At 68.2% G+C, this 25519-nt stretch carries 25 protein-coding genes; 16 read left to right on the top strand and 9 right to left on the bottom strand.

The annotated features are described in order from the left end of the window. Positions 1–143: 143 nt before the first annotated feature. The 12 genes from murC to recN all read left to right on the top strand — a co-directional run bounded on the left by murC (position 144) and on the right by recN (position 13115). Positions 144–1571 (top strand): UDP-N-acetylmuramate--L-alanine ligase, encoded by a 1428-nt coding sequence (murC, locus tag QAR72_RS06405; protein WP_304616533.1) that lies wholly within the window; start codon positions 144–146, stop codon positions 1569–1571. Further along, positions 1568–1834 carry a DUF2484 family protein gene (locus QAR72_RS06400; protein WP_304616532.1) on the top strand — a complete coding sequence of 89 codons (267 nt, stop codon included), beginning with the start codon at positions 1568–1570 and terminating at the stop codon, positions 1832–1834. The genes murC and QAR72_RS06400 overlap by 4 nt, the downstream gene beginning before the upstream one ends. Continuing rightward, entirely contained in the window at positions 1831–2178 is a 348-nt protein-coding gene (locus QAR72_RS06395; protein WP_304616531.1) for a hypothetical protein, read from the top strand. Before QAR72_RS06400 ends, QAR72_RS06395 begins: the two co-directional genes overlap by 4 nt. 76 nt (positions 2179–2254) lie before the next feature. Beyond that, positions 2255–3004, top strand: coding sequence for a universal stress protein (locus tag QAR72_RS06390; protein ID WP_304616530.1), 750 nt, complete (start codon positions 2255–2257; stop codon positions 3002–3004). Between the two features lie 48 nt (positions 3005–3052). Beyond that, complete coding sequence (murB, locus tag QAR72_RS06385; RefSeq protein ID WP_304616529.1) at positions 3053–3988, top strand: UDP-N-acetylmuramate dehydrogenase; 936 nt, start codon at positions 3053–3055, stop codon at positions 3986–3988. A gap of 234 nt (positions 3989–4222) precedes the next feature. Then, the gene (locus tag QAR72_RS06380; protein ID WP_304616528.1) at positions 4223–5158 is read left to right on the top strand and encodes a D-alanine--D-alanine ligase; all 936 of its coding nucleotides are present in this window, start codon (positions 4223–4225) and stop codon (positions 5156–5158) included. After that, on the top strand, positions 5125–6081 hold the full coding sequence (locus QAR72_RS06375) for a cell division protein FtsQ/DivIB (protein WP_442953559.1): 957 nt from the start codon (positions 5125–5127) through the stop codon (positions 6079–6081). The genes QAR72_RS06380 and QAR72_RS06375 overlap by 34 nt, the downstream gene beginning before the upstream one ends. Positions 6082–6099: 18 nt before the next feature. Continuing rightward, entirely contained in the window at positions 6100–7434 is a 1335-nt protein-coding gene (ftsA, locus tag QAR72_RS06370; protein WP_304616526.1) for a cell division protein FtsA, read from the top strand. Between the two features lie 222 nt (positions 7435–7656). Continuing rightward, positions 7657–9234 (top strand): cell division protein FtsZ, encoded by a 1578-nt coding sequence (gene ftsZ / locus QAR72_RS06365; protein ID WP_304616525.1) that lies wholly within the window; start codon positions 7657–7659, stop codon positions 9232–9234. A gap of 230 nt (positions 9235–9464) precedes the next feature. Continuing rightward, positions 9465–10409 carry a UDP-3-O-acyl-N-acetylglucosamine deacetylase gene (lpxC, locus tag QAR72_RS06360; RefSeq protein ID WP_304616524.1) on the top strand — a complete coding sequence of 315 codons (945 nt, stop codon included), beginning with the start codon at positions 9465–9467 and terminating at the stop codon, positions 10407–10409. Positions 10410–10590: 181 nt separating this feature from the next. Then, on the top strand, positions 10591–11439 hold the full coding sequence (locus QAR72_RS06355; RefSeq protein ID WP_304616523.1) for an outer membrane protein assembly factor BamD: 849 nt from the start codon (positions 10591–10593) through the stop codon (positions 11437–11439). 29 nt (positions 11440–11468) lie between these two features. Continuing rightward, positions 11469–13115, top strand: a complete 1647-nt coding sequence (recN, locus tag QAR72_RS06350) for a DNA repair protein RecN (protein WP_304616522.1) — start codon at positions 11469–11471, stop codon at positions 13113–13115. 30 nt (positions 13116–13145) lie between these two features. Here recN and mmsB read toward each other — a convergent pair whose 3' ends face one another. The 5 genes from mmsB to QAR72_RS06325 form a co-directional block, all read right to left on the bottom strand. Beyond that, on the bottom strand, positions 13146–14015 hold the full coding sequence (mmsB, locus tag QAR72_RS06345; protein ID WP_304616521.1) for a 3-hydroxyisobutyrate dehydrogenase: 870 nt from the start codon (positions 14013–14015) through the stop codon (positions 13146–13148). Next, positions 14012–15019, bottom strand: coding sequence for an enoyl-CoA hydratase/isomerase family protein (locus QAR72_RS06340; protein WP_304616520.1), 1008 nt, complete (start codon positions 15017–15019; stop codon positions 14012–14014). The genes mmsB and QAR72_RS06340 overlap by 4 nt, the downstream gene beginning before the upstream one ends. Before the next feature lie 2 nt (positions 15020–15021). After that, positions 15022–16167 (bottom strand): acyl-CoA dehydrogenase family protein, encoded by a 1146-nt coding sequence (locus QAR72_RS06335; RefSeq protein WP_304616519.1) that lies wholly within the window; start codon positions 16165–16167, stop codon positions 15022–15024. Between the two features lie 86 nt (positions 16168–16253). Further along, a complete protein-coding gene (locus tag QAR72_RS06330; RefSeq protein ID WP_304616518.1) occupies positions 16254–17381 on the bottom strand; it encodes a carboxylate-amine ligase in 1128 nt (375 codons plus the stop codon). Between the two features lie 102 nt (positions 17382–17483). Continuing rightward, positions 17484–18983, bottom strand: coding sequence for a CoA-acylating methylmalonate-semialdehyde dehydrogenase (locus tag QAR72_RS06325; RefSeq protein WP_304616517.1), 1500 nt, complete (start codon positions 18981–18983; stop codon positions 17484–17486). A 102-nt stretch (positions 18984–19085) separates the two neighbouring features. On the opposite strand from QAR72_RS06325, the gene QAR72_RS06320 reads away from it, so the two are divergent. From QAR72_RS06320 to QAR72_RS06305, 4 genes are all read left to right on the top strand, one after another. Then, positions 19086–19997, top strand: coding sequence for a LysR family transcriptional regulator (locus QAR72_RS06320; protein WP_304616516.1), 912 nt, complete (start codon positions 19086–19088; stop codon positions 19995–19997). A 54-nt stretch (positions 19998–20051) separates the two neighbouring features. Then, positions 20052–20513 carry a CBS domain-containing protein gene (locus tag QAR72_RS06315; protein ID WP_304616539.1) on the top strand — a complete coding sequence of 154 codons (462 nt, stop codon included), beginning with the start codon at positions 20052–20054 and terminating at the stop codon, positions 20511–20513. A gap of 99 nt (positions 20514–20612) precedes the next feature. Continuing rightward, positions 20613–21104: a pantetheine-phosphate adenylyltransferase gene (gene coaD, locus QAR72_RS06310; protein ID WP_304616515.1), complete on the top strand. Its 492-nt coding sequence runs from the start codon at positions 20613–20615 to the stop codon at positions 21102–21104. A 71-nt stretch (positions 21105–21175) separates the two neighbouring features. Next, positions 21176–21982 (top strand): DUF2189 domain-containing protein, encoded by an 807-nt coding sequence (locus QAR72_RS06305; protein WP_304616514.1) that lies wholly within the window; start codon positions 21176–21178, stop codon positions 21980–21982. Here the strand turns inward: QAR72_RS06305 and QAR72_RS06300 are convergent. The 4 genes from QAR72_RS06300 to QAR72_RS06285 form a co-directional block, all read right to left on the bottom strand. Further along, positions 21979–22701: an SDR family oxidoreductase gene (locus QAR72_RS06300; protein ID WP_304616513.1), complete on the bottom strand. Its 723-nt coding sequence runs from the start codon at positions 22699–22701 to the stop codon at positions 21979–21981. The two genes, QAR72_RS06305 and QAR72_RS06300, sit on opposite strands and share 4 nt — an antisense overlap. Continuing rightward, positions 22698–23549 (bottom strand): fumarylacetoacetate hydrolase family protein, encoded by an 852-nt coding sequence (locus QAR72_RS06295; protein WP_304616512.1) that lies wholly within the window; start codon positions 23547–23549, stop codon positions 22698–22700. Before QAR72_RS06295 ends, QAR72_RS06300 begins: the two co-directional genes overlap by 4 nt. 114 nt (positions 23550–23663) lie before the next feature. Further along, positions 23664–24167 (bottom strand): bactofilin family protein, encoded by a 504-nt coding sequence (locus QAR72_RS06290; RefSeq protein ID WP_304616511.1) that lies wholly within the window; start codon positions 24165–24167, stop codon positions 23664–23666. Further along, a complete protein-coding gene (locus tag QAR72_RS06285; RefSeq protein ID WP_304616510.1) occupies positions 24157–25446 on the bottom strand; it encodes a DUF5930 domain-containing protein in 1290 nt (429 codons plus the stop codon). Before QAR72_RS06285 ends, QAR72_RS06290 begins: the two co-directional genes overlap by 11 nt. Positions 25447–25519 lie beyond the last annotated feature (73 nt).

The raw sequence follows: 25519 nt of genomic DNA, 5'->3' as shown, positions 1-25519 counted from the left end.
CTTGACGCGACAAGCCTTGCGCGCGACATCCGCGCCATCCTGACCGACCCCGCGCAGGCCGCCGCCATGGCCGCCGCCGCGCTGGACCTTGCCCGCCCCGATGCGGCGCGGCGCCTATACGACCTCGTCGAGGAGATTGTGCGATGAACGCAGCGACCAAACTGCCCGGAGAACTGGGGCCGATCCACTTTGTCGGCATCGGCGGCATCGGCATGTCGGGCATCGCCGAGGTGCTGCTGACGCTCGGCTACCAGGTCCAAGGCAGCGATCTGAAACGCTCGAAGATCACCGACCGGCTGGAGACGCTTGGCGCGCAGGTCTTCGAGGGCCAGCGGGCCGAGAATATCGGTGCCGCCGCCGTCATCGTCATCTCGACCGCGATCAAGAAGGGCAACCCCGAGTTGGAGGAAGCCCGCCGCCGCGGCCTTCCCGTCGTCCGCCGCGCCGAGATGCTGGCCGAGCTGATGCGGATGAAATCGAACATCGCCATCGCCGGCACCCACGGCAAGACGACGACCACCACGATGGTCGCGACGCTGCTGGACGCCGGCGGGCTGGACCCCACCGTCATCAACGGCGGCGTCATTCACGCCTATGGCAGCAACGCCCGCGCCGGGGCCGGCGAATGGATGGTGGTCGAGGCCGACGAATCGGATGGCAGCTTCAACCGCCTGCCCGCCGACATCGCCATCGTGACGAACATCGACCCCGAGCATATGGAGCATTGGGGCAGCTTCGACGCCCTGCGCCAAGGCTTCTACAACTTCGCCTCGGGGATTCCGTTCTACGGCCTCGCGGTTCTCTGCACGGACCACCCCGAGGTTCAGGCGCTGGTCGGCAAGCTGACCGACCGCCGCGTCCTGACCTTCGGCTTCAACGCCCAGGCCGACGTGCGCGCGATGAACCTGCGCTACGAGAACGGCATCGCCCATTTCGACATCGCGCTTCAGGGCGAAGGCCCCAATGAGCGCGGCGATGTCGAGATGATCGAGGGCTGCACCCTGCCCATGCCCGGCGATCACAACGTCTCGAACTGCCTCGCCGCCGTGGCCGTCGCCCGCCATCTCGGTATCAAAAAGTCCGAGATCCGCGAGGCGCTGGCCAAGTTCGGCGGCGTCGGGCGGCGCTTTACCCGCGTGGGCGAGGTGAACGGGGTGACCATCATCGACGATTACGGCCACCACCCGGTCGAGATCGCCGCCGTCCTGAAAGCCGCGCGTCAGGCCAGCAGCGGCCGCGTCATCGCCGTGCACCAGCCGCACCGCTATTCCCGGCTGTCCAGCCTGTTCGAGGATTTCTGCACCTGCTTCAACGAGGCCGACGTCGTCGCGATCGCCGATGTGTATGCGGCGGGCGAAGACCCCATTCCGGGCGCAAGCCGCGACGATCTGGTGGCGGGGCTGATCGCCCATGGTCACCGCCATGCCCGCGCGATCCTGTCCGAGGACGATCTGGAGCGGCTGGTCCGCGAACAGGCGCGGCCGGGGGACATGGTGGTCTGCCTTGGCGCGGGCACGATCTCGGCCTGGGCGAACGGATTGCCCATGCGCCTGCAGGGCCGCGCGGCGTGAGTTCGGCCGCCTGGCTGGGGCTGACCAGCCTCGGGCTGTGGCTGGTTCTGGCCTGTTCGGTGCCGCGGCTGCCACTGCGGGGGCGTGCGCTTTTCATCGGTGCGCTGGTGCTGGCGGGCGTGCCGCTTCTTGGCTGGCTGACGCTGCGCTGGGGGCCGGGGCCGGGGGTCCTGGGCTTCGCGATCGGGCTTCTGGTTCTTTGCCGTCCGCCGCTGCGCCGCCGCACTGACCCCGAGCCCGTGCGACACGAGGCCAATCCATGAATGTTTGGGCCATCGGCGCCGCCTGCCTTCTGGGGGCAGGCTTTATCGCATGGGGCTCCGCCCGGCTGCGGATGCGCTGGCCGCTGGCCGCGCTGTCGGTGCTGCTGGCGGCGATCGCGATCCAGCTTTTCCTGGCGACACGCGGGCAGGACGGCATGCACGACCTGGCCGCCCTGATGGCGCAGGCGCTGACGGTGACGCCTGCGCTGCTGGGCGTGGCGACCGGACTGACGCTGGCGCGGCTGCGCGGGTATCCCCTGCCGCTGCGCGGTCTTGCCGGCGCGATCAGCGCGCTTGGGCTGCTGACGGCCGGTGCGGTGGCGGCGCTGACCTTCCTGATCTGACGGGATCGGTCCCGCCTCTGGAAAACTGTCTCGGGCCCCGGCATAGTCCCGACATATCAACGCGGAGTGATCGGGCATGAGCAGAATTCTGGCGCTGGTCGACGGTTCGGTCTATGGGCCGAGCGTGGCACGCCATGCCGCCTGGCTGGCCGAGAGGCTGGGCCTTGGGGTCGATCTGCTGCATGTCGCCAACCGCGCCGAACTGGAGGGCGGGCAGGTTCTGCTGGCCGAGGCCGCACGCATCATCGAAGCGCACGGCGTCCCCGATCCCGCGCTGCATCTGCGTCAGGGCGGCCTGATGTCCACGATCCGCGCCGTCTCGCCCGAGCTGCGGGCCATTGTGCTGGGCAAGCGGGGCGAATCGGCCGATTTCGCCTCGGGGCGGCTGGGGTCCAACCTTGAACGCATCGTGCGCGGCGCGACGGTGCCGGTGCTGGTCGCCTCGCGCGCATTCCGGCCGGTGCAGCGGGTGCTGCTGGCCTTTGACGGCAGCGCCTCGGCGCGGGGCGCGGTGGCGCGGATGGCGAAAAGCCCGGTCTTTCAGGGCGTCGAGATCACGCTGCTGCATGTGGGAGAGACGACACCCGCCGTCTCGGCCGCGATCGACGAGGCGATTTTGGAACTGGTCGCCTCGGGTTTGCGGGTGATGCTGCGCCAGATGCAGGGCGAGCCCGAGGAGATACTGCGCCCGCTGGTGCTGGACGAGGGATTCGACCTCCTGGTCATGGGCGCCTATGGCCATTCGCGCATCCGCAACCTGTTCATCGGCTCGACGACCACGGCGATGATCCGCGCGGCGCTGATCCCGGTGCTGCTGTATCGCTAGGGACGGGGCTTGGTTGACGCCATGGCGCGGGCTGGCTACCAGATGGGCATGAGCGCCGTTCTTCCGACCCCCCGTGGCAGCCTGATCCCCGACCGCAGCCTTGACAGCCTGACCTGGCTGCGTGTGGGCGGCCCCGCCGACTGGTTGTTCCAACCCGCCGACCGCGACGATCTGGCGGGGTTCCTGCGCGATCTGGACCCGGTCGTGCCGGTCTTCGCGATGGGCGTGGGCAGCAACCTGATCGTGCGCGACGGCGGCATCAGGGGCGTCGTGATCCGGCTGGGGCGCGCATTCAACGCCGTCTCGGTCGAGGGTGATGTCGTCACTGCGGGCGCTGCCGCCCTGGATGCGCAGGTTGCCCGCCGCGCGGCCGAGGCCGGGCGCGACCTGACCTTTCTGCGGACCATCCCGGGCAGCATCGGCGGCGCGGTGCGGATGAATGCGGGCTGCTATGGCAGCTACGTGGCCGATCACCTGATCGACGTCGAGGCCGTGACCCGCGACGGGCGGATCGTGCGGCTGACGCCCGAGGATCTGCGCTTCGGCTACCGCCAGAGCCACCTGCCCGAAGGCTGGGTCATCACCGAGGCGCGCTTTCGCGCCGCGCCGGGCGATCCCGACGCGCTGCATGCCCGCATGGCCGAGCAGCTGGCCCGCCGCAACGAAAGCCAGCCGACCAAGGATCGCAGCGCGGGCTCGACCTTTCGCAACCCGGCGGGCTACAGCTCGACCGGCCGGGCGGACGACACGCATGAACTGAAGGCCTGGGCGCTGATCGACGCGGCGGGTTTGCGCGGCCATAGCTGGGGTGGCGCGCAGATGTCGGAGAAGCATCCGAACTTTCTGATCAACAAGGGCGGGGCCACCGCCGCCGAGCTGGAGGCGCTGGGCGAACTGGTCCGACGCCGCGTGCTTGAGGAAAGCGGCCACGACCTGCAATGGGAGGTCATCCGGATCGGCGATCCCGCACCCGATGAGGGTTGAACCCGGGCTGGTTCGGGCCGGGCCGGTCTGCGCGTCGTGAGCGGGCAGGGGGGCGCTGCCCCCCGTCGCGTTCCCGCGACTCCCCCCGGGATATTTGGACCAAGGCAAAGGGACGGGTTCAAATTCCGCTTTTGCGGTTCGCGCTTTGCTTGTATCCTTTTTGCAATGACGTGGCCGTGAAAGGCCGCGCAGGATCAGGCAAGCCCGGAACAACCGGGCGCGAAAGGCGAAAAAGTGGCGGGCAGGTCGAGCAGGACAGCCCACTCGGTCGCCGTCCTGATGGGCGGTCCCTCGGCAGAGCACGAGGTCTCGCTGTCATCGGGGCGCGAATGCGCGAATGCGCTGCGGGTGGCGGGGTATGACGTAACCGAAATCGTGCTGCAGAAGGCGCGTGGTCAGGATGTGGCCGGGCTTCTGCGCGACGCCGCCCCCGATGTCGTCTTCAACGCCCTGCATGGCCGGTGGGGCGAGGATGGCTGCGTGCAGGGCCTGCTGGAATGGCTGGACATGCCCTATACGCATTCGGGCGTGCTGGCATCCGCCCTTGCGATGGACAAGAGCCGCGCGAAGGAGGCGTTCCGCGCCGCAGGCCTGCCGGTGGTCGAGAGCGTCATCGCCGATGCCGACGAGGTGCGCCGCCGCCATGTGATCCCGCCCCCTTATGTGGTGAAGCCCAATGACGAGGGGTCCTCGGTCGGGGTCTACATCGTGCATGACGGCGCGAACCAGCCGCCCGACCTGTCGCCCGACATGCCGGACCGCGTGATGGTCGAGACCTATGCGCCCGGGCGCGAGCTGACCACGACGGTCATGGGCGACCGCGCACTGGACGTGACCGAGATCCAGACAGATGGCTGGTACGATTACGCCGCGAAATACGCTTTTGGCGGCTCTCGCCATGTGATTCCCGCGCAGATCCCGGACGAGATCCGCGCCGCCTGTCTGGATCTGGCCGTGCGGGCGCACAAGGCGCTTGGCTGCCAGGGCCTGACGCGGACCGATTTCCGGTGGGACGATACGCGCGGTCTGGCCGGGCTGATCATCCTGGAGGTGAACACCCAGCCTGGCATGACGCCGACCAGCCTGGCCCCCGAACAGGCCGCCCATCAGGGCATCGACTTTCCTGCGCTGATGCGATGGATGGTGGAGGACGCGCTGTGCCGGTCGTGATCGACCACAGGCCCAACCGCACCCCGACCGCGCCCCCGCCGCGGCGCGATCCCGCGCCCTCGCGGCTGACCTATCGTCTTCAGCGCATGTGGCTGACGCCGCTGTACCGGCGCGTCGTGCGCGTCGGTCTGCCTGCCTTCGTTCTGGCAATGGTCGCGGGGCTGTGGATGGCGGATGAGGATCGGCGCGTGCGCCTGACCGACGCCATCGCCTCGGTCGTGACGCAGATCCAGAGCCGCGAGGAATTCCAGGTCCGCATGATGACGATCGAAGGGGCGAGCCCCGTCGTCGATCGCGCACTGCGCGCCATGCTGCCCGTCGATCTGCCGGCATCCAGCTTCGAGATCGACCTGCCCGCCTTGCGGCTGCAGGTGATGCAGCTTGATGCGGTCGAAAGCATCGACCTGCGCATCCGGCCCGGCGGCATCCTGTCGGCCGTCGTGAAGGAGCGCGAGCCCGCCATCCTGTGGCGCCATGCGCGCGGCATCGAGATCCTGGACAAGGGCGGCCACCGCGTGGCCAGCGTCACCTCACGCGAGGTGCGCCCGGACCTGCCGCTGATCTCGGGCGAGGGGGCCGATCTAGCCACTGCCGAGGCGCTGGCCCTGTTCGATGCGGCGGGCCCGATCCTGCCCCGCGTGCGCGGTCTGGTGCGGCGGGGCGAGCGGCGGTGGGATCTGGTGCTGGACCACGACCAGCGCATCCTTCTGCCCGCGACCGGCGCCGTCACCGCGCTGGAGGCCGCCATCGCGCTGGACCGGGCCGAGGACATGCTGGGCCGCGACATCGCGGTGGTCGATCTGCGCCACCCGTCGCGCCCGGTGCTGCGGCTGGGGGTGGATGCGCGCAACACGATCCGGCAGGCGCGCGGCCTGCCGCTGCTGGGTCCGGACGGTCGCGTCCTGCCCGAGACCGAAAGCTAGAGCGAGGAGGCAAGGCGAATGGCTGACCTGTATCAGACGCAACGCGCGATGCGAAACATGCGCCGGGCCGCCCTGCAACGCGGGGTGATCGGCATTCTGGATATCGGCACGTCCAAGATCGCCTGTCTGGTCCTGCGCTTCGACGGCACCGGCACCTTCCGCGAGACGGACGGGATCGGCCCGATGGCCGGTCAGGTGAATTTCCGCGTGATCGGCGCGGCCTCGACCCGGTCGCGCGGGATGCGCCGGGGCGAGATCGAGACCATGGCCGAGACCGAGCGCGCGATCCGCACCGTGGTGGCCACCGCGCAGAAGCTGGCGGGCGTGCGGGTCGATCACGTCATCGCCTGCCTGTCTGGGGGGCGGCCCTCGTCCTATGGGCTGGCGGGCGAGATTTCGCTGCCCTCGGGCAAGGTCGGCGATCACGAGGTCGCCTCGGTCTTGGCCGCCTGCGAGACGCCCGATTTCGGGCGCGGGCGCGAAGTGCTGCATGCCCAGCCCGTGAATTTTGCGGTCGATAACCGTTCGGGCCTTGCCGATCCGCGCGACCATGTCGGCAACAAGCTGTTCTGCGACATGCATGTGCTGACGGTCGATGGCGACATGATCGGCAATCTGGTCCATTGCATCCGCCGCTGCGATCTGGAACTGGCGGGCATCGCCTCGGCGCCCTATGCCTCGGGGCGGGCCTCGCTGGTCGAGGACGAACAGGAACTGGGCGCCGCCTGCATCGATTTCGGCGGCGGCGGCACAGGCGTCACGATCTTCATCCGCAAGCACATGATCTTTTCCGATCACGTCCCTATCGGCGGCAATCTGATCACGCAGGATATCGCGCAGGGGTTGCGCGTTCCGCTGCCCGTGGCCGAACGTCTCAAGACGCTGAATGGCGGGGTCGAGGCGACGGGCCGCGACGACCGCGAGATGATCGATGTGGGCGGCGAGACCGGCGATTGGGAAACCGACCGCCGTCAGGTCAGCCGCGCCGACGTAATCGGCATCATGCGTCCCCGCGTCGAGGAGATCCTTGAAAACGTGCGCGAGGTTCTGGACGCGGCGGGCTTCGATTACATGCCGAGTCAGCAGATTGTGCTGACCGGGGGCGGCAGCCAGATCCCCGGTCTGGACGGTCTGGCGACCCGTATCCTGGGGCCGAACATCCGCTGCGGGCGGCCCCTGCGGATCGACGGTCTGGCCCATCAGCTGACCGATCCAAGCTTTTCCAGCGCCGTCGGTCTGGCGCTGTTCGCGGCCCATCCGCAGGACGAATGGTGGGATTTCGAGATGCCCTCGGACCGCTATCCGGCGCGTTCCCTGCGCCGCGCCTATCGCTGGTTTCGAAACAACTGGTGATTGTGCAGACCCTATCGCTATGGCTGGCCGCGGGCGCGGCCACCATATTCTGCGCGCTTGGCAAGATACCGCCGAGGGTTGCAGGAAACCACGCCAGATTTTGCGGCTGAACCCTGTTTTTGGGATGACGCGGGGGCTGGCAAAGGTTACGGTTACGTTTAAATCCGGGGATTCGAGCGGGCAGACCGCGCCCGTAGGCAGCAGCGAAAAAAGGCGGAAACCATGAGCCTCAATCTGATGATGAACGACGAAGAAGAGCTGAAGCCGCGCATCACCGTCTTTGGTGTGGGCGGCGCGGGCGGCAACGCGGTCAACAACATGATCCAGAAGCAGCTCGAAGGCGTCGAATTCGTGGTGGCCAACACCGACGCGCAGGCGCTGCAGCAGTCGCGCGCCACCTCGCGCATCCAGATGGGCCCGAAAGTGACCGAAGGTCTGGGCGCAGGCGCCAAACCGACCATCGGCGCCAAGGCCGCCGAGGAAACCATCGAGGACATCGTCGATCACCTGATGGGCGCGCATATGTGCTTCATCACTGCCGGGATGGGCGGCGGCACCGGCACCGGCGCCGCCCCGATCATCGCCCAAGCCGCGCGCGAGATGGGCATCCTGACCGTCGGCGTCGTGACCAAGCCCTTCCAGTTCGAGGGCTCGAAGAGGATGCGTCAGGCCGAGGAGGGCGTCGAGGCCCTGCAGAAGGTCGTGGACACGCTGATCATCATCCCCAACCAGAACCTGTTCCGGCTGGCCAACGAAAAAACCACCTTCACCGAAGCCTTCGCGATGGCCGATGACGTCCTCTATCAGGGCGTGAAGGGTGTGACCGACCTGATGGTTCGTCCGGGTCTGATCAACCTCGACTTCGCCGACGTGCGCGCGGTGATGGACGAGATGGGCAAGGCCATGATGGGCACCGGCGAGGCCTCGGGCGAGAACCGCGCCCAGGAAGCCGCCGAGCGCGCCATCGCCAACCCGCTCTTGGACGAGATCAGCCTGAACGGCGCCAAGGGCGTGCTGATCAACATCACCGGCGGCTACGACATGACCCTGTTCGAGCTGGATGAGGCTGCCAACGTCATCCGCGACAAGGTGGATCAGGACGCCAACATCATCGTCGGCTCGACGCTGGACCCGGATATGGACGGCTCGATCCGCGTGTCGGTCGTGGCGACCGGCATCGATGCGGGCGCGGCTGTGGCCGAGGTTCCGTCGCCCCGCCGCAGCATGGCCGCGCCGCTGACGCAGAACCCGTCGCTGACGCAGAAGGACGCCGAAGAGCCGGTTCCGCCGCGCCGCACCGCTCCGGCGGCCGAGGCGCCCCGCGCCCCCGTCGCCGCGCCGCAGGCCCCCGAGGCCCGCGTCGAGGACGAGATGCCCCAACCGGCCTATCAGCCCAAGGAAGCGCCCCGCGCCAACGCCGTCCGGATCGAGGATGACGCCTCGGCCTTCGTGGCGCCGCGCGCGCCCCGTCCCGGTCAACCCGCACCCGAGGTGATGGACCGCCTGCGCCGCGCCGTCGAGAATCACGGTCAGGCGGCCCGCCCTGCCGCGCCCCAGCCCCAGCCGCAACAGCAGCCCAACAGCCGCATGAGCGGCCTTGGCCGGATGCTGGAGCGGATGGCGGGACATGGCGGCGAAGGTGCCGCGAAACCGGCCGCAGCCTCGATCGCCGAGCGCGTGAGCGAGCGCGTCGCCGTGCGCGCCCGCCAGCAAGAGGCCGATTTCGACGATCTGGCCAGCCCCGACAACGCGCAGGACAATGTCGAAATCCCGGCTTTCCTGCGTCGTCAGGCCAACTGACGGCTGCTCACAACACTGCCATCGAAAATCGAACGGGCTGCCTTTCGGGCGGCCCGTTTTCAATTTGAAATCAGGCGCTTGTCGGTTCGCGCGGTCGCGGCGCGCCGAGGCATCCGACCTATGTTACACGCCGTCACAAATCGTTAATTGAACGAGTGTGCGGGTCTGCCTAGCTGATCCCTGACGAAGGGGCAGTGCCCCATCGGGTCGAATCTTTCGGAGTGCGGGCCATGCAGGCGACGCTGAAACAACAGATCTGCTTTGCCGGTGCCGGGCTTCATTCCGGCGCCCCTGTTCGGCTTGCGATCCTGCCCGCCCCGGTCGATCACGGCATCGTCTTCCGCCGGACCGATCTGGAAGGGCAGCCGCTGATCCCCGCCCTGTGGGATCATGTGACGCCCTCGAAATTGTGCACGCTGCTGGATAACGGCGCTGGCGCGACCGTCTCGACGGTCGAGCATGTGATGGCCGCTCTGGCCGGGACCGGCATCCACAACGCTCTGGTCGAGGTGGACGGGCCTGAAGTGCCGATCCTCGACGGCTCCTCCGCGCCCTTCGTGGCGGGCATCATCGAGGCCGGCATCCGGGTCCAGGCCGCGCCTCTGCGCGCGATCCGCGTTCTGCGCCCGGTCGAGCTGCGCGAGGGCGAGGCTTGGGCGCGTCTGGTTCCCGGCGACCATCTGGAAATTGACTTCGCCATCGACTTCACCGACGCCGCCATCGGGCACCAGGAACTGCATCTGGACATGGCCAACGGCGCCTTCCTGCGCGAACTGGCCGACAGCCGCACCTTCTGCCGCGCCGCCGATGTCGAGGCGATGCAGAAGGCCGGGTTGGCACTTGGCGGCACCTATCTGAACGCGGTCGTCGTGGACGGGGCGCGCGTGCTGTCGCCGGGCGGGCTGCGCCACCGTGACGAGGCCGTGCGCCACAAGATGCTGGACGCCGTGGGCGATCTGGCGCTGGCCGGCGCACCGCTTCTGGCGCGCTATCAGGCGAACCGGGCGGGTCACGCGATGACCAACCGGCTGCTGCGTGCGCTGTTTGCCGACCCCACCGCCTGGCGGTGGGAGGAATGCACCCCTTCGCTTGAGGGGCGGCTGCCGGGGGCCGGGGTCGCGGCCTACGGTCCCGACGCAGGTCTTCTGCGCGCCATGCACGTCGCCGCCGAATAAGGCATCGGCGGCTTCCTGCGCGCCCTGTCCTCGGGGCAGGGCGCGCGCCGCATCATCGCGGCCAAAGCGGGGCGGAATTCAACGGATTGCCATTTTGCGCCCCCTGATGTTCTGTGCTAGGAGGTGCCGGCATCGCCGCCGCAGGCGGGCTTTACTGGTGACATCGCAGGACAGGATCAGGATGGCGCGCTCGAAATTCTTGGCTTCGGTGGTGGCGGCCGTTCTGGCGGGCGGCATCGTCTCGGGCTGCTCTGGCAGCCGCGACGCTGCGCTGCGCCAGAACCTCGACCAGTTCACCGCCGAAGAGATCTACAAGCGCGGCGAGTTCGAGCTTGAGAATACCCGCCAGCCCGCCGACGCCGTGTTCTATTTCAGCGAGATCGAGCGGCTCTACCCCTATTCGGAATGGGCACGCCGGGCGCTGATCATGCAGGCCTATGGCCACCACAAGGCACGCAATTACGAAGAGGCCCGCGGCGCGGCGCAGCGTTTCCTGGACACCTATCCCGGCGACGAGGAAGCGGCTTACGCGCAGTATCTTCTGGCCCTGTCCTACTATGACCAGATCGACGATGTGGGCCGCGACCAGGGTCTGACCTTCCAGGCGCTGCGCAGCCTGCGCACCGTGATCGAGGAATATCCCGACAGCGAATATGCCCGCAGTGCGATCCTGAAATTCGATCTGGCCTTCGACCATCTGGCCGCCAAGGAAATGGAGATCGGCCGCTACTACCTCAAGCGCGGGCACCATACGGCGGCGATCAACCGCTTCCGCGTCGTGGTCGAGGAATTCCAGACCACCACCCAGACGCCCGAGGCGCTGATGCGGCTGGTCGAGGCCTACCTGGCGCTTGGCCTGATCGACGAGGCGCAGACGGCGGGGGCCATTCTGGGCCACAACTTCCAGTCCTCGCCCTTCTACGAGGATGCGTTCCGGCAGCTGCGCGGGCGCGGCCTCTCGGCCGAGATGCGGGGCGAAAGCTGGCTGACGAACATCTATCGCCAGACCATTCAGGGACGCTGGCTGTGACGCCACGCCCCGGCGCCTGAGGCCCCGACATGCTGCGATCGCTGGACATCCGCGACATGCTGCTGATCGACCGTCTGGAACTGGGCTTTCGCCCCGGCCTGAACGTGCTGACCGGCGAGACGGGGGCAGGCAAGTCGATCCTGCTGGATTGTCTGGGCTTTGTTCTGGGCTGGCGCGGGCGTGCCGATCTGGTCCGCAGTGGCGCGAGCCAGGGCGAGGTCACCGCCGTGTTCGACCTGCCAGCCGCCCATCCCGCCCGCACGATCCTTGCCGAGGCGGGGATCGAGCTTGACGATGACGAACTGATCCTGCGCCGCGTGAACGCACTGGACGGGCGCAAGACCGGCTGGGTCAACGACCGCCGTGTCTCGGGCGAGGTTCTTCGCGCCCTGTCCGAGGTTCTGGTGGAGCTGCACGGCCAGCACGACGACCGCGGCCTGCTGAACCCGCGCGGCCACCGGGCGATGCTGGACGCGTTCGGCGGGCTGGATCTGGGCCCCGTGCGCGCCGCATGGGCCGCGCGCCGCACCGCGATGCGCGATCTGGCCGAGGCCGAGGCCGCGCTGCAGGCTGCCCGCGCCGAAGAGGATTTTCTGCGACACGCCGTGTCGGAACTGGACGCGCTGTCGCCCCTGTCGGGGGAAGAGGCGCAGCTGGACACCGCCCGACGCGCCATGCAGGCGGCCGAGCGCATTCGCGGCGATGTCGCCCGCGCGCTGCAGATGCTGGGCGCCGAGGGGGCCGAGGGCGCGATGCTGGATGCCAACCGCTGGCTGGAAGGCGCCGCCGACCGCGCCGAGGGCCGGCTGGACGAACCCTTGGCCGCCTTGTCGCGCGCTCTGATCGAACTGGGCGAGGCGCATCGCGGTGTCGAGGATGCGCTGTCGGCGCTTGATTTCGACCCCGCCGCCCTGGAGGCGACCGAGGAGCGGCTGTTCGCCCTGCGCGCTCTGGCCCGCAAGCACGACGTGCTGGCGGACGATCTGGCGGGTCTGGCCGACCAGCTGCGCGAAAGGCTGTCGCGGATCGACGCGGGGGCCGCGCGGATCGACGCGCTGCGCCGCGCCGCGACCGAGGCCGAGGTCGCCTATGCCGCCGCCAGCGCCGATCTGACCGCCGCCCGCAACGAGGCCGCGCAGCGGCTGGATCAGGCGGTCAGCGCGGAACTGGCGCCTCTGCGGATGGAACGCGCGGTCTTTCAGACCCGCGTGACGCCGGCCGAGCCCGGCCCGGAAGGGGCCGATGCCGTGGCTTTCACCGTCGCCACCAATCCGGGCGCGCCTGCCGGGCCGCTGGACAAGATCGCCTCGGGCGGGGAATTGTCGCGCTTTCTTCTGGCGCTCAAGGTCTGCCTGGCGCGGGGCAATGACGCGCTGGTGATGATCTTCGACGAAATCGACCGGGGCGTCGGCGGCGCCACCGCCGATGCGGTGGGGCGGCGCCTGAAGGCTTTGGCCGAGGGCGCGCAGGTTCTGGTCGTGACCCATTCGCCGCAGGTCGCGGCGCTTGGGGCGGTGCATTTCCAAGTGTCGAAATCGGTCGCGGACGGGATGACGCAATCGACCGTCCGCGCCCTCTCGGAACCCGAGCGCGTGACCGAGATCGCGCGCATGCTGTCGGGCGAGACGATCACCGACGCGGCCTCGCAGGCGGCACGCGCCCTGCTGGAGGGCTAGGGCGACCCCTCTGGGCCGCCCCCGACCGGTTCAGCCGTTCCGCGCCACGAAGCGCGGCAGCATCGCGGAGAAATCGCGGCCCTTGCCGTCCTCGCGTTCCACGAAATCCTCGTAGATCTGGCGTGCCAACGCCCCCATGGGCGTTTCCGCCGCCGCCGATTCCGCCGCCTGACGCGCCAGGTTCAAGTCTTTCAGCATCAGTTCCGACGCAAAGCCCGGCCGGTAATCGTTGTCGGCGGGAGAGGTCGGGCCGACGCCGGGGGCGGGGCAATAGGCGTTCAGGCTCCAGCTGTAGCCCGAACTGGTCGAGACCACATCGAACATCTTCTGCCGGTCGAGGCCCAGCTTGTCAGCCAGCGCAAAGGCCTCGCAGGTGGCGATCATGGTGACGCCGAGGATCATGTTGTTGCAGATCTTCGCGGCTTGTCCGGCGCCCGCATCGCCGCAATGGACGGCCTTCTGGCCCATCACCTCGAACAGGGGCAGGACGCGGGCGAAATCGGCCTCTGCGCCGCCGACCATGAAGGTCAGCGTGCCGGCCTGCGCGCCGCCGATCCCGCCCGAGACGGGCGCGTCCAGCGCGCCCAGACCCGCCGCACGGGCCTGATCGGCGACGGCGCGGGCGCTGTCCACATCGACGGTCGAGCAGTCGCAGAGGATCGCGCCTGGCTTCATCGCGCCGATCACCTGATCCGCGACCGCACGCAGGATCTGGCCGTTCGGCAGCATGGTGATGACCACATCGGCATCGCGCGCGGCCTCGGCGGCGCTGATGGCGGGGGTCACGCCTTCGGGGTCGGGGGCGGCGGTGTCGAAACCCAAGACCTCGTGCCCGGCGGCGGCCAGGTTGCGGGCCATGGGCGCGCCCATATTGCCAAGCCCGATAAAGCCGATCTTCATGCGCTGTCCTTCCATGTCAGTTCGTGATCGCCAAGCGGGGCCAGCATGGCCTCGACCGCCTCGGGGGTGGCGGGGGCCTGCCAGCGGGGCTGGCGGTCCTTGTCGATGATCTGCGCCCGCACGCCTTCCAGAAAGTCGCTTTCGGCGGTGGCGCGGTAAGTGAAACGATATTCGCGCGCCAGCGAATCCTGCATCCGCGCATCGCGTCGCGCCGCGCGCACCATCGCCAGACCCGCCGCCATCGACAGGGGCGAATTGCGGTGCAGGGCCTGCAGCGATTCGTCGTCGCCCGCAGCCTCGGTCGCGGCGATGATTTGGGCGAGGTCGGCACCCCCGAAATGCGACAGGTCTCGCGTGGCCAGAGGGCTTTCTGGCGGCGTCAGGCCCTGGATCAGCGTCGCGTCGCCCGTTTCCTCGAGCCGTGCGATCAGGGCGGGCCATTCGGTCTCGGGCAGGTAGCTGTCGGCAAAGCGGGCATGGATCGCGTCGCCCGGCCCCATGCGCGCCCCGGTCAGCGCCAGATATTCGCCGATCCGGCCCGGCGCATGGGCCAGAAGCCACGTGCCGCCGACATCGGGGATCAGGCCGATGCCGCTTTCGGGCATGGCGATGCGGGTCGTGTCACCCACCACGCGATGCCCCGCATGGCCGCCCACGCCCACGCCGCCGCCCATCACGAAGCCCTGCATGAAGGCCACGATCGGCTTGGGATAATCCGCGATCGCGGCGTTCATGCGGTATTCGTCTCGGAAGAAATCGCGCCCCTCGGCATGATTGCCGGCGCGGCCCGCGTGATAGACCGCCGCGATGTCGCCGCCCGCGCAAAAGGCGCGGTCGCCCTCGGCATCGATGATGACCAGGGCCACGGCCGGATCGTCGCGCCACTGGTCCAGCGCGGCATGGATCGCCAGGGCCATCGGATGCGACAGCGCGTTCAGGGCCTTGGGGCGGGTGAAGGTGATGCGGCCCGCCCGGCCGGTAATGCGGATGCTCAGGTCATCCATCCTCAGCCCCTTTCGGCCAGAAGGGCGCGGCTGATGATCACGCGCATGATCTCGTTCGTGCCTTCCAGGATCTGGTGGACGCGCAGGTCGCGCACGATCTTCTCGATCCCGTAATCGGCCAGATAGCCGTAGCCGCCATGCAGTTGCAGGCACTGGTTGGCGACCTCGAAGGCGCGGTCGGTGACATGCAGCTTGGCCATGGCGCAGAACTTGGTCGCGTCGGTGGCGCCGTTGTCCAGCTTCCACGCGGCCTGACGCAGCAGGATGCGGGCGGATTGCAGCGCGGTCTCCATCTCGGCCAGCCGGAACTGCAAGGCCTGGAACTGGTCGAGGCTTTGGCCAAAGGCGCGACGTTCACCCATATAGGTCAGCGTCGCGTCCAGGGCTGCTTGCGCGCCGCCAAGCGCGCTGGCCGCGATGTTCAGCCGCCCGCCATCCAGACCGGCCATCGCATAGGAAAAGCCGCGCCCTTCCTCGCCCAGGAGATTGGCGGCAGGAATCACGCAATCGTCGAACTGCACCTGCGTCGTCGGTTGCGAGCGCCAGCCCATCTTGTGTTCCAGCGCGCCGAAGCTGAGGCCGGGTGTGCCGTTTTCGACGATCACCGCGCTGATGCCGCGCGGCCCTTCGCCGCCGGTGCGGGCCATGACGATGTAGGCGTCCGAATAGCTGCCGCCCGAGATGAAGGCCTTGTTGCCGTTCAGCCTCCAGCCCTGATCGTCACGGTCCGCGCGCGTCCGCAGCGCCGCCGCATCCGATCCGCTGCCCGGTTCGGTCAGGCAATAGCTGAAGATCGTCTCCATCCGGCAGAGGCGCGGCAGCCAGCGTTGGCGGGCCTCGTCATCGCCGAACTTGTCGATCATGCCGCCGCACATGTTGTGGATCGACAGGAAGGACGCGACCGAGGGGCAGGCCATCGACAGGGCTTCGAAGACCAGCGTGGCATCAAGGCGCGACAGGCCCGTGCCGCCGTGATCCTCGGAGACGTAGATGCCGCCAAGGCCCAGTTCGGCCACATCGGACCACAGATCGCGCGGGATCGTGCCGGCCTCTTCCCAGTCGCGGGCATGAGGGGCGATCCGGGCCTGCCCGAAATCGCGCGCCATGTCGAATATGGCCTGCTGTTCCTCGCTGAGCGCAAAATCCATGCGGCATCCCTCCCCAGATGAGCGCGAATTGAACGGATGTTTAATTGGCAGATATTGCCAGAATGTTGCAAGGCCCCCGGCGGCACCTAAAGGTCATGGCGGAATTCCTCGATCAGCTGGCGGGTGACGGCGCGCATCGCTTGGGCCGGATCGGCGCCGGCCTCGCGCGGCCGGGCGGCGACGGCGCGCTGCGCCTCGGCGGAACTGCCCCGTGCGACCATGTCGCGCAGGCGCGCCACGGCGGGTTGGCTGTCCAGCGCATCGGCATCCTCGGCGATCAGGGCCAGCCACTCCTCGGCCACGCGGTCAAAGGGGATGATCGCGTCGGCTCCGAAATCGATCTGGCCCTCGGTCGTGCCATAGCGCGCCGCGCGCCAGCGGTTCTCGGCCAGAAGGAAGCTGTCGTAATGCCGCCAGCGCAGGTTCCGCCGCGACAGGCGCCACAGCATCCGCAGCGTCGCTTGGATCAGCGCAGCCAGCGTGATCGCATCCTCGAAGCGCGGGCAGGCGTCGCAGATCCGCGTCTCCAGCGTCGGGAACTTGCAGGAGGGGCGCAGATCCCACCAGATCTTGCTGCTGTCCTCGATGACCCCCAGCCGCGTCAGCGCCGCGACCGAGCGGTCATATTCGTCCCAGGACCCGAAGGCGGGCGGCAGGCCCGTGCGGGGCATGTCTCCGAAGACCGTCGTGCGATAGGATGCAAGGCCGGTATCCTCGCCCTGCCAGAACGGGCTGGAGGCCGACAGTGCCAGCAGATGCGGCAGGAAATAGGTGAACTGGTTCATCAGGTCGATGCGCTGCGCCTGTTCGGGGATGCCCACATGGACATGCATCCCGCAGATCAGCATCCGCCGGGCCACGCCGCCCATGTCCCGCGACAGCTGGTTGTAGCGGTCCTTGTCGGTATGGTCCTGATCGCGCCAATCCGCGAATGGGTGGCACGAGGCCGAGATGGGCGCCAGCCCGTGCCGGGCGGCATGCCGGGCTACAGTGGCGCGCAGGTGACGCAGATGCTCGCGCGCGGTGCGGATATCGGGGGCGACGGGGGTGCCGATCTCGATCTGGCAGCGCAGGAATTCGGGGCTGACCTGATCGCCCAGATCGGCCTTGCAATCTTTCATCAGCGCGTCCGGCGCGGGCGCCAGATCGCCGGTTTCGGCATCGACGAGCAGATATTCCTCTTCGATGCCGAGGGTGAAATCGGGTTCGGTCATGGTTCAGCCCCTTTTGGGGACCGTGGCGTCCCTGCGTCCCGCGACGGCCGGGGGGCTACGCGCCCCCCGGACCCCCGCGGGGTGTTCTGGTCAGGAAGCGGATCAGTCCATCGCCTTGAAGTTGAACTCTCCGCCTTCCTTGATGCCCGAGGGCCAGCGCGACGTCACGGTCTTGGTCCGCGTATAGAAGCGGAACGCGTCCGGGCCGTGCTGGTTCAGGTCGCCGAAGCCCGATTTCTTCCAGCCGCCAAAGGTATGGTAGGCTAGCGGAACCGGAATCGGCACGTTGATGCCGACCATGCCGATATTGACGCGGCTGGCGAAATCGCGCGCCGTGTCGCCGTCGCGGGTGAAGATCGCCGTGCCGTTGCCGTATTCGTGGTCCATGGCCAGTTTCAGCGCCTCTTCGTAGCTGCCGGCGCGGACGGTGGACAGGACCGGGCCGAAGATCTCGGTCTTGTAGATGTCCATGTCCGGGGTCACGCGGTCAAAGAGGTGCGGGCCGACGAAGAAGCCGTTCTCGTAGCCCTGCAGGCTGAAGTCGCGGCCGTCCACGACCAGCTCGGCCCCTTGGTCCACGCCAGACTGGACGAGGCGCAGGATGTTCTCTTTCGCGGCCTTGGTGACGACCGGGCCGTAATCGATGTCGTTGCCGGCAGTCCAGGGGCCGACCTTCAGCTTTTCGATCCGGGGGACCAGCTTCTCGATCAGGGCGTCAGCGGTCTTCTCGCCCACCGGCACCGCGACCGAGATCGCCATGCAGCGTTCGCCCGCAGCCCCGTAGCCCGCGCCCACCAGCGCGTCGGCGGCCTGGTCCAGATCGGCATCCGGCATGATGATCATGTGGTTCTTGGCGCCGCCGAAGCACTGCGCGCGCTTGCCGGTCGCGGCGGCGCGTTCATAGATGTATTGCGCGATGGGTGTCGAGCCGACAAAGCCCACCGCCTGGATCACCGGGCTGTCGAGGATCGCATCGACCGATTCCTTGTCGCCGTTCACGACCTGCAGCACGCCATCGGGCAGCCCGGCCTCTTGCAGCAGCTTGGCCAGCATCAGCGGAACCGAGGGGTCGCGCTCGGACGGCTTCAGGATCATCGCATTGCCGCAGGCCAGCGCGGGGCCCATCTTCCACAGAGGGATCATGGCGGGGAAGTTGAAGGGCGTGATGCCCGCGACCACGCCAAGCGGCTGGCGCATCGAATACATGTCGATGCCGGGGCCGGCGCTGTCGGTGAACTCGCCCTTCAGCATATGCGGCGCGGCGACGCAGAACTCGATCACCTCGAGCCCGCGCTGGATATCGCCCTTGGCGTCAGGGAAGGTCTTGCCGTGTTCCGAGGACAGGACCTCGGCCAGCTGGTCCATGTCGCGGTTGATCAGGCGGACGAACTCCATCATCACGCGGGCGCGGCGCTGCGGGTTCGTGGCGCCCCATTTCACCTGGGCTTCGGCGGCGCGGGCGATGGCGTGGTCAAGCTCGGCCTTGGTGGCCAGCGACAGGCGGGCCTGCACCTCGCCGGTGGCGGGGTTGAACACGTCGCTGAAGCGGCCGGACGTGCCCTTGTATTCGGCGCCGTCGATCCAGTGGTGAATCTCTTTCATCGCATCCTCCTGAAAGCGTTGGGCGCAGGTTAGTCTTGCGGAATTGCCGGATAAAGGGGCAAGGTGGCAAATGGGTTTTGCGATTATGCAAAGGGCCGGGCGATGGACTGGGACGACCTGCGGATCTTTCTGGCGGTCGCGCGCACCGAAAGCCTTTCGGGTGCGGGGCGGCGGCTGGGGATGGATGCCTCGACCGTGGGGCGCCGTGTCGCACGGCTGGAGGGCGCGGTTGGCGCGTCGCTATTTCTCAAGACCCCGCAGGGCTATGCGCTGACGGCCGAGGGCGCGCGTCTTGTCGCGCCCGCCGAAGCCGCCGAGCAGGCCGCCGCCGCCGCTGCCGAGGCGATCTCGCAGGAGGCGGGGATCACCGGGCAATTGCGGATCGGTGCGCCGGATGGCTGCGCGAATTACCTGCTGCCGCAGGTGGCGCGCGATCTCTGTGCGGCCCATCCGGGGCTGGAGGTGCAGATCGTCGCCCTGCCGCGCGTCGTCAATCTGACCCGGCGCGAGGCCGACATGGCCATCGCGGTATCGCCTCCCGATACGGGGCGGCTGATGGTGCAGCGGCTGGCGGATTACCGGCTGCATCTGGCGGGGCATGTGGATTATCTGTCGCGCCACCCGCCGCTGCGTGGCCTCGAGGACCTGCGCGGCCACCGGATGATCGGCTACATCCCCGACATGATCTTTGACCGCGAGCTGGATTACCTGTCGGCCACAGGGGTCGAGGTGGCGCAGATCAGCAGCAATTCGGTCGCGGTCCAGATGCAGGCGGTGCGCGCGGGGGCGGGTCTGGGGATCGTGCACGACTTCGCCATCCCCTTCGCGCCGGGTGTGCGGCGGGTGCTGACCGACCGGATCGCGCTGCGGCGCAGCTTCTGGCTGATCCGGCATGCCGATGACCGGGCCTCGCGCCGGCTCAGCCTGCTGGCGGATGCGCTGGCCCAAGGCATCCGCGCCGAGGTCGCAAGGCTCGAGGCGCTGGTTTCCGCCTCGGGCGATGCGCAGACTTGACGCGGGGCGATTCGGCGAAAAGGATGAATGCAACCAAGCCGTGAGGAGGGCGCCATGCTGGTCAGGCAATTGCTGTCGATGAAGTCGGATAGCGCGAAACCCTGGATCGATCCGTCCCTGATCGTGACGATCCAGCCCGACACCACGATGGGCGACGCGGCCCGCCTGCTGGCCGAGAAGCGCATCGGCGCCGTCGTCGTCTCGACCGATGGCAAGCGCCCCGACGGCATCCTGTCCGAACGCGACATCGTCCGCCAGCTGGGCAAGCACGGGGCCGAGATGCTGTCCCACCCCGTCAGCGAATTCATGACACGGACCGTCCAGACCTGCACCACGGGCGACGACGCGCTGACGATCCTGGAACGCATGACCGAAGGCCGGTTCCGCCACATGCCCGTCGTGGACGAGCAGGGCGAGATGCTGGGCGTGATCTCGATCGGGGACGCCGTCAGCGGCCGCCTGAAGGAACTGGCGGCCGAGAAAGAGGCGCTGACCGGGATGATCATGGGCGCGTGACGCCGGGTCCGCCCGGGCTCCGTTGGCGATCACATTCTTGCAATCAGGGGGCAGATGCGCTTTGCCTCGGGCCGAGACCATGACCAAGGACACGCTTTCATGCGAATCGGCCTCTATCCCGGCACGTTCGACCCGATCACGCTGGGCCATATCGACATCATCCAGCGCGCCATGGCGCTGGTTGACCGGCTGGTGATCGGCGTCGCGATCAACCGCGACAAGGGGCCGCTTTTCGACCTCGAGGAGCGGGTCGCGATGGTGCAGGCCGAATGCGCCGAGATCGCCGCCCGCACCGGGGGCGAGATCCTGGTCCACCCGTTCGAGAACCTGCTGATCGACTGCGCGCGCGATGTGGGCGCGGGCGTGATCGTGCGCGGATTGCGCGCCGTGGCGGATTTCGAATACGAATTCCAGATGGTCGGGATGAACCGCGCGCTGGACAGCGGGGTCGAGACCGTCTTCCTGATGGCCGATGCCCGGCGGCAGGCCATCGCCTCGAAGCTGGTCAAGGAGATCGCGCGGCTGGGCGGCGATGTCTCGAAGTTCGTCAGCCCCGCCGTCTGCGCCGCGCTGGTCGATCGCTACGCCTGACGAAATTCGTTGCGTCAGCGCCGAATCGGGCGCTATCCTTTCCTCGAACGCGCTGAATTCGAGGTGAAGTGATGGCGCGATACGACATGCCCGGACATCTGAAAGACGAGCCCGATCTGCTGCCCGATCCGGTCAGGATCACCACGTCCGATCTTCGCTTCGCGCTGGCCGCGGGGTGGCGCGATTTCCGTCTTGCGCCCTCGTTCGGGCTGCTGTTCTCGGCCTTCTACGTTCTGGGCGGGCTGGCGCTGGTCGCGGTGGCCACGGCAGTCGGCAGCGATTGGTGGCTGATCCCCTTCATCCTGGGCTTTCCGCTGATCGCGCCCTTCGCTGCGGTCGGCCTCTACGAGGTCAGCCGCCGGATCGAGCTGGGGCAAGAGCTGGACTGGCGCAGCGTCAGCCGAATCGTGATCGCCCAGAAGGACCGGCAGATCCCTTCGATGGCGATGGTGATCCTGCTGATGTTCATGTTCTGGGTCTTCGTGGCGCACACCACCTTTGCGATCTTTCTGGGAACGGCGTCGCTGACGAACGTCACCAGCTCGGCGGCGATCCTGTTCGAGGGCAGGGGGCTGGCCATGCTGATAATCGGCACGCTGATCGGAGCGGGCTTTGCGCTGGCGCTGTTCAGCTTCACCGTGGTCGGGCTGCCGCTGCTGCTGGATTACGAGACGGATTTCATCACCGCGATCATCACCTCGATCGAGGCGGTGCGGCTGAATTTCGGGGTGCTGACGATCTGGGGCGCGATGATCGCGGCGCTGATCTTCGCCGCGATCCTGCCGATGTTCCTGGGGCTGCTGGTCGTGCTGCCCGTGCTGGGCCATGCGACATGGCATCTCTATCGCCGGCTGATGCCTGATCTGGCCGAGGACTAGCCCCGCCCGATATAGGGCATCCGCGTGGCCATCAGCGTCATGAACTGGACATTGGCCGACAGCGGCAGGCGCGCCATGTTCAGCACCGCTTCGGCCACCAGGGCGGCATCGATGACGGGCTCGGCATGCGGATTGGCGGCGCTGGCCTGCTGCTGCAGGATCGTGGCGGCATTGCCGATATCGATCTGGCCGCAGGCGATGTCGTGCTCGCGCCCGTCCAGCGACAGGCTGCGCGTCAGCCCCGTCACCGCGTGTTTCGAAACCGTATAGGCCGCCGACCCTGCACGCGGCACATGGGCCGAGATCGAGCCGTTGTTCACGATTCGGCCGCCGCGCGGCTGCTGCCGCCGCATCAGGCCAAAGGCCGCCCGCGCGCAGAGGAACATGCCGGTGACGTTCACGTCGATGACGGCGCGGAAATCCTCGGGCGCGACCTCATCGGGCAACGCGGCCTTCAGCGCCATGCCGGCATTGTTGAACAGCATGTCGAGGCGGCCCCATTCGGCCTCGGCCCGGGCAAAGGCGGCCTCGACCGCAACGGCATCGGTCACGTCGCAGGGCAGGATCAGCGCCGCCTCGTGGCCCCGGGCCGTTTCCGCCAGCGCCTCGGCCCGGCGGCCTATCAGACCGACGCGCCAGCCCTCGGCCAGAAACAGCCGTGCCGTGTCCCGCCCGATGCCGCTGCCCGCCCCGGTAACGATGATCGACGGCGCGCTCATGCCAGGACCTGCTGCGTCTGCTGGCCCAGCCCGTCGATCCCCAGCCGCATGACCTGACCGGCGCGCAGATAGACCGGCGGCTTCTGCCCCATGCCGACGCCCGGCGGCGTGCCGGTGGTGATCACGTCGCCCGGCATCAGCCGCGTGAAGCGCGAGCAATAGGCGACGATTTCCGCCGGGCCGAAGACCATCGTCGCGGTCGAGCCATGCTGGCGGCGCTGGCCGTCCACCTCGAGCCACAGTGTCAGGGCGGCGATATCGGCGATCTCGTCCGGGGTGACGAGCCAGGGGCCGATCGGTCCGAAGCCGTCATAGCCCTTGCCCTTGTCCCAAGTGCCGCCCCGGTTGATCTGCCAGTCGCGTTCGGAAATGTCGTTAACCACGCAATAGCCCGCCACATGATCCAGCGCGGTGTTCTGCGGGATGTCGCAACCGCCATCCCCGATGACGATGCCCAGCTCCACTTCCCAGTCGGTCGAGGCCGAGCCGGGCGGCAGGCGCAGATCGTCGTCGGGCCCGGCGATGCAGCTGGTCCACTTGGTGAAGAGGACGGGCTCTGACGGGACGGGCATCCCGGCCTCGGCCGCATGGTCGGCATAGTTCAGCCCGACCGCGATGAACTTGCCCACCCCGCCCACGCAGGGGCCCAGCCGCAGATCCTGTTGCGGCTGCCCCGGCACCACGGGCAGCGTGGCCGGGTCCAGCGCCGCCAGTCGCGCCAGCCCGGCGCGCGTCAGAACCTCGCCCGACAGGTCGGCAACATGGCCTGACAGGTCGCGCACGCGGCCCTCCGCATCCAGCAAGCCCGGCTTTTCGCGGCCCTTCGGCCCGTGTCGCAGCAGCTTCATCGCGTCCTCCCTTGCACTCCGCGCCGGAGGGAAGACCGCCGCGCGGCCGCCGTCAAGACCGGCGCAAGCAAAAGGCCCGCCAAAGCGGGCCAGATGCAGCAGGTCTTGACGGGATCACTCGCTGCTGGGCGGGGCCAGCTTCTTGGTGATGCCGTTGCTGAGCGGGTCGTCTTGGCGCTGGACCGAGCCCTCGAAATGGGCGCCCGATTCGATGGCGATGGTCTTGTGGATAATGTCGCCTTCGACTCGTGCCGAGGCGGTCAGGCGGACCTTGAGGCCGCGCAGGCGGCCCACGACGCGGCCATGGACCACCACGTCATCAGCGACGATCTCGCCCTTGATGGTGGCCGATTCGCCGATGGTCAGCTGGTGGGCGCGGATGTCGCCCTCGACGATGCCCTCGATCTGGACATCGCCCTGGGTCTTCAGGTTGCCGGTCACATGCAGGTCGGCCGACAGGATCGAGGGCGCGCTGCGCGGCTTGGGGGCCGCGGCGGGGGTGGCGGCCGCCTCGGGGGTGGGGCGCTCGGGCAGGGGCTGGTCGGGCGCGGCGCTGGCGCCGGCCGGTGCCGGGCTGTTCGAGGGGCGGGTTTCGGTCACGCGTGTCTTACTGAACATTTTCTGCTGCCTTGATGAAGCTCATCGGGTCAACGGCCCGGCCGTTCACACGCACCTCATAGTGCAGATGTGGCCCGGTCGAGCGTCCGGTGTTCCCCATATCACCGATCCGCTCTCCTTGCGACACCCTTTGGCCGACGCGGACCGAGATGCGGTTCAGGTGGGCATAGCGCGTCTCGGTGCCCAGCTCGTGGCGGATCTTGATCAGGTTTCCATAGGCGCCAAGACGCCCGGCAAAGGTCACGACCCCGTCGCCCGTGGCGTAGATCGGCGTGCCGACGGGACCGGCCATGTCGATCCCCTCATGCATGCGCCCCCAACGGCGGCCAAAGCCCGAGGTATAGCGGAAATTCTGGCGCACGGGCATGGCCAGCGGCAGCTTCTCCATCGCGATGCGGTAGGTGTTCATCTGGTCCAGCGTCACGATGATCTGGCGCGCCTTGACCTCCCCCTCGCTCAGCGCGGCGTTGCCCCGCGTCGAGACCGAGATCGGCGTCAGCGGGCCGCCCTGGCCGGAATAGCCGCGGCGGATCGTGCGCAGCACCTCGTCCGGGTTCATCCCGACCGAGCGGAACACGTCGTCCAGCGGCTTGACCGACACCGTCACGGCGTTCTCAAGCTGGGTCAGGATCTCGTCGTTGCGGGCCAGGATCTGGTCGCGTTCGACCACCAGTTCCTCGGCGGCGATCCGGGCCTCTTCCGCCTGCTGGACGGCGGCGGCGCGCTGGTCGGCGGCCTGGCGCAACTCGCCCGACAGGATGTCCAGCGCGATCGAGAATTCTTCGGTCCGGTCGGCCTCGGCGATGTCGCCATCGCCCATGATGCGCTGGATCGTCTCGCGTTCGGCCAAGGATTCCGACAGGCTGGCCTGGATGCTGTGCAGCCCGGCCTCGAGCTCGCGGCGCTGTTCCTCGGAATGCAGCAGCTGCGACTGCATCTGCGACACCTTCTCCAGCGCGACGGCAAAGCGGTTCTGGGCCGCCAGCGCCTCGGCCGCGCGGGCATCGCGTTCGGCCGAAAGCTCCATCAGGCGCTGTTCAAACGAGGCCTGGGCGTGCTGGCCGTGATCGCGGGACGAGCCGGCGCTGACCGCATCGATGACCAGCAGCGAGCTTGAGATCAGCGTCCAGCCTAACAGCAGCGTCAGGCCGCCAAGCCCGGTCAGCTGTGTCAGGGGGCGCAGGCGCAGGAAACGCGTGCCGTCATCGGACCGAATGAAAATGCGCTGTTCGGGCAACCATCTGCCAAGTGACGCGTTCAGTCGGTCATAGACTTTCATAGGCGTTCCCTGTCCCCGGACGGCACGCCATCGTTCAGGCAGCGGCGCGGTCGTTCCATTTGGGGTTGGGTAA

The sequence above is a fragment of the Paracoccus sp. (in: a-proteobacteria) genome, assembly GCF_030604785.1.
In the GTDB taxonomy this organism is placed as follows: Bacteria; Pseudomonadota; Alphaproteobacteria; order Rhodobacterales; family Rhodobacteraceae; genus Paracoccus.
Note: the sequence above shows the minus strand (reverse complement) of the source record. Positions and strands in the feature narration are given on the sequence as shown.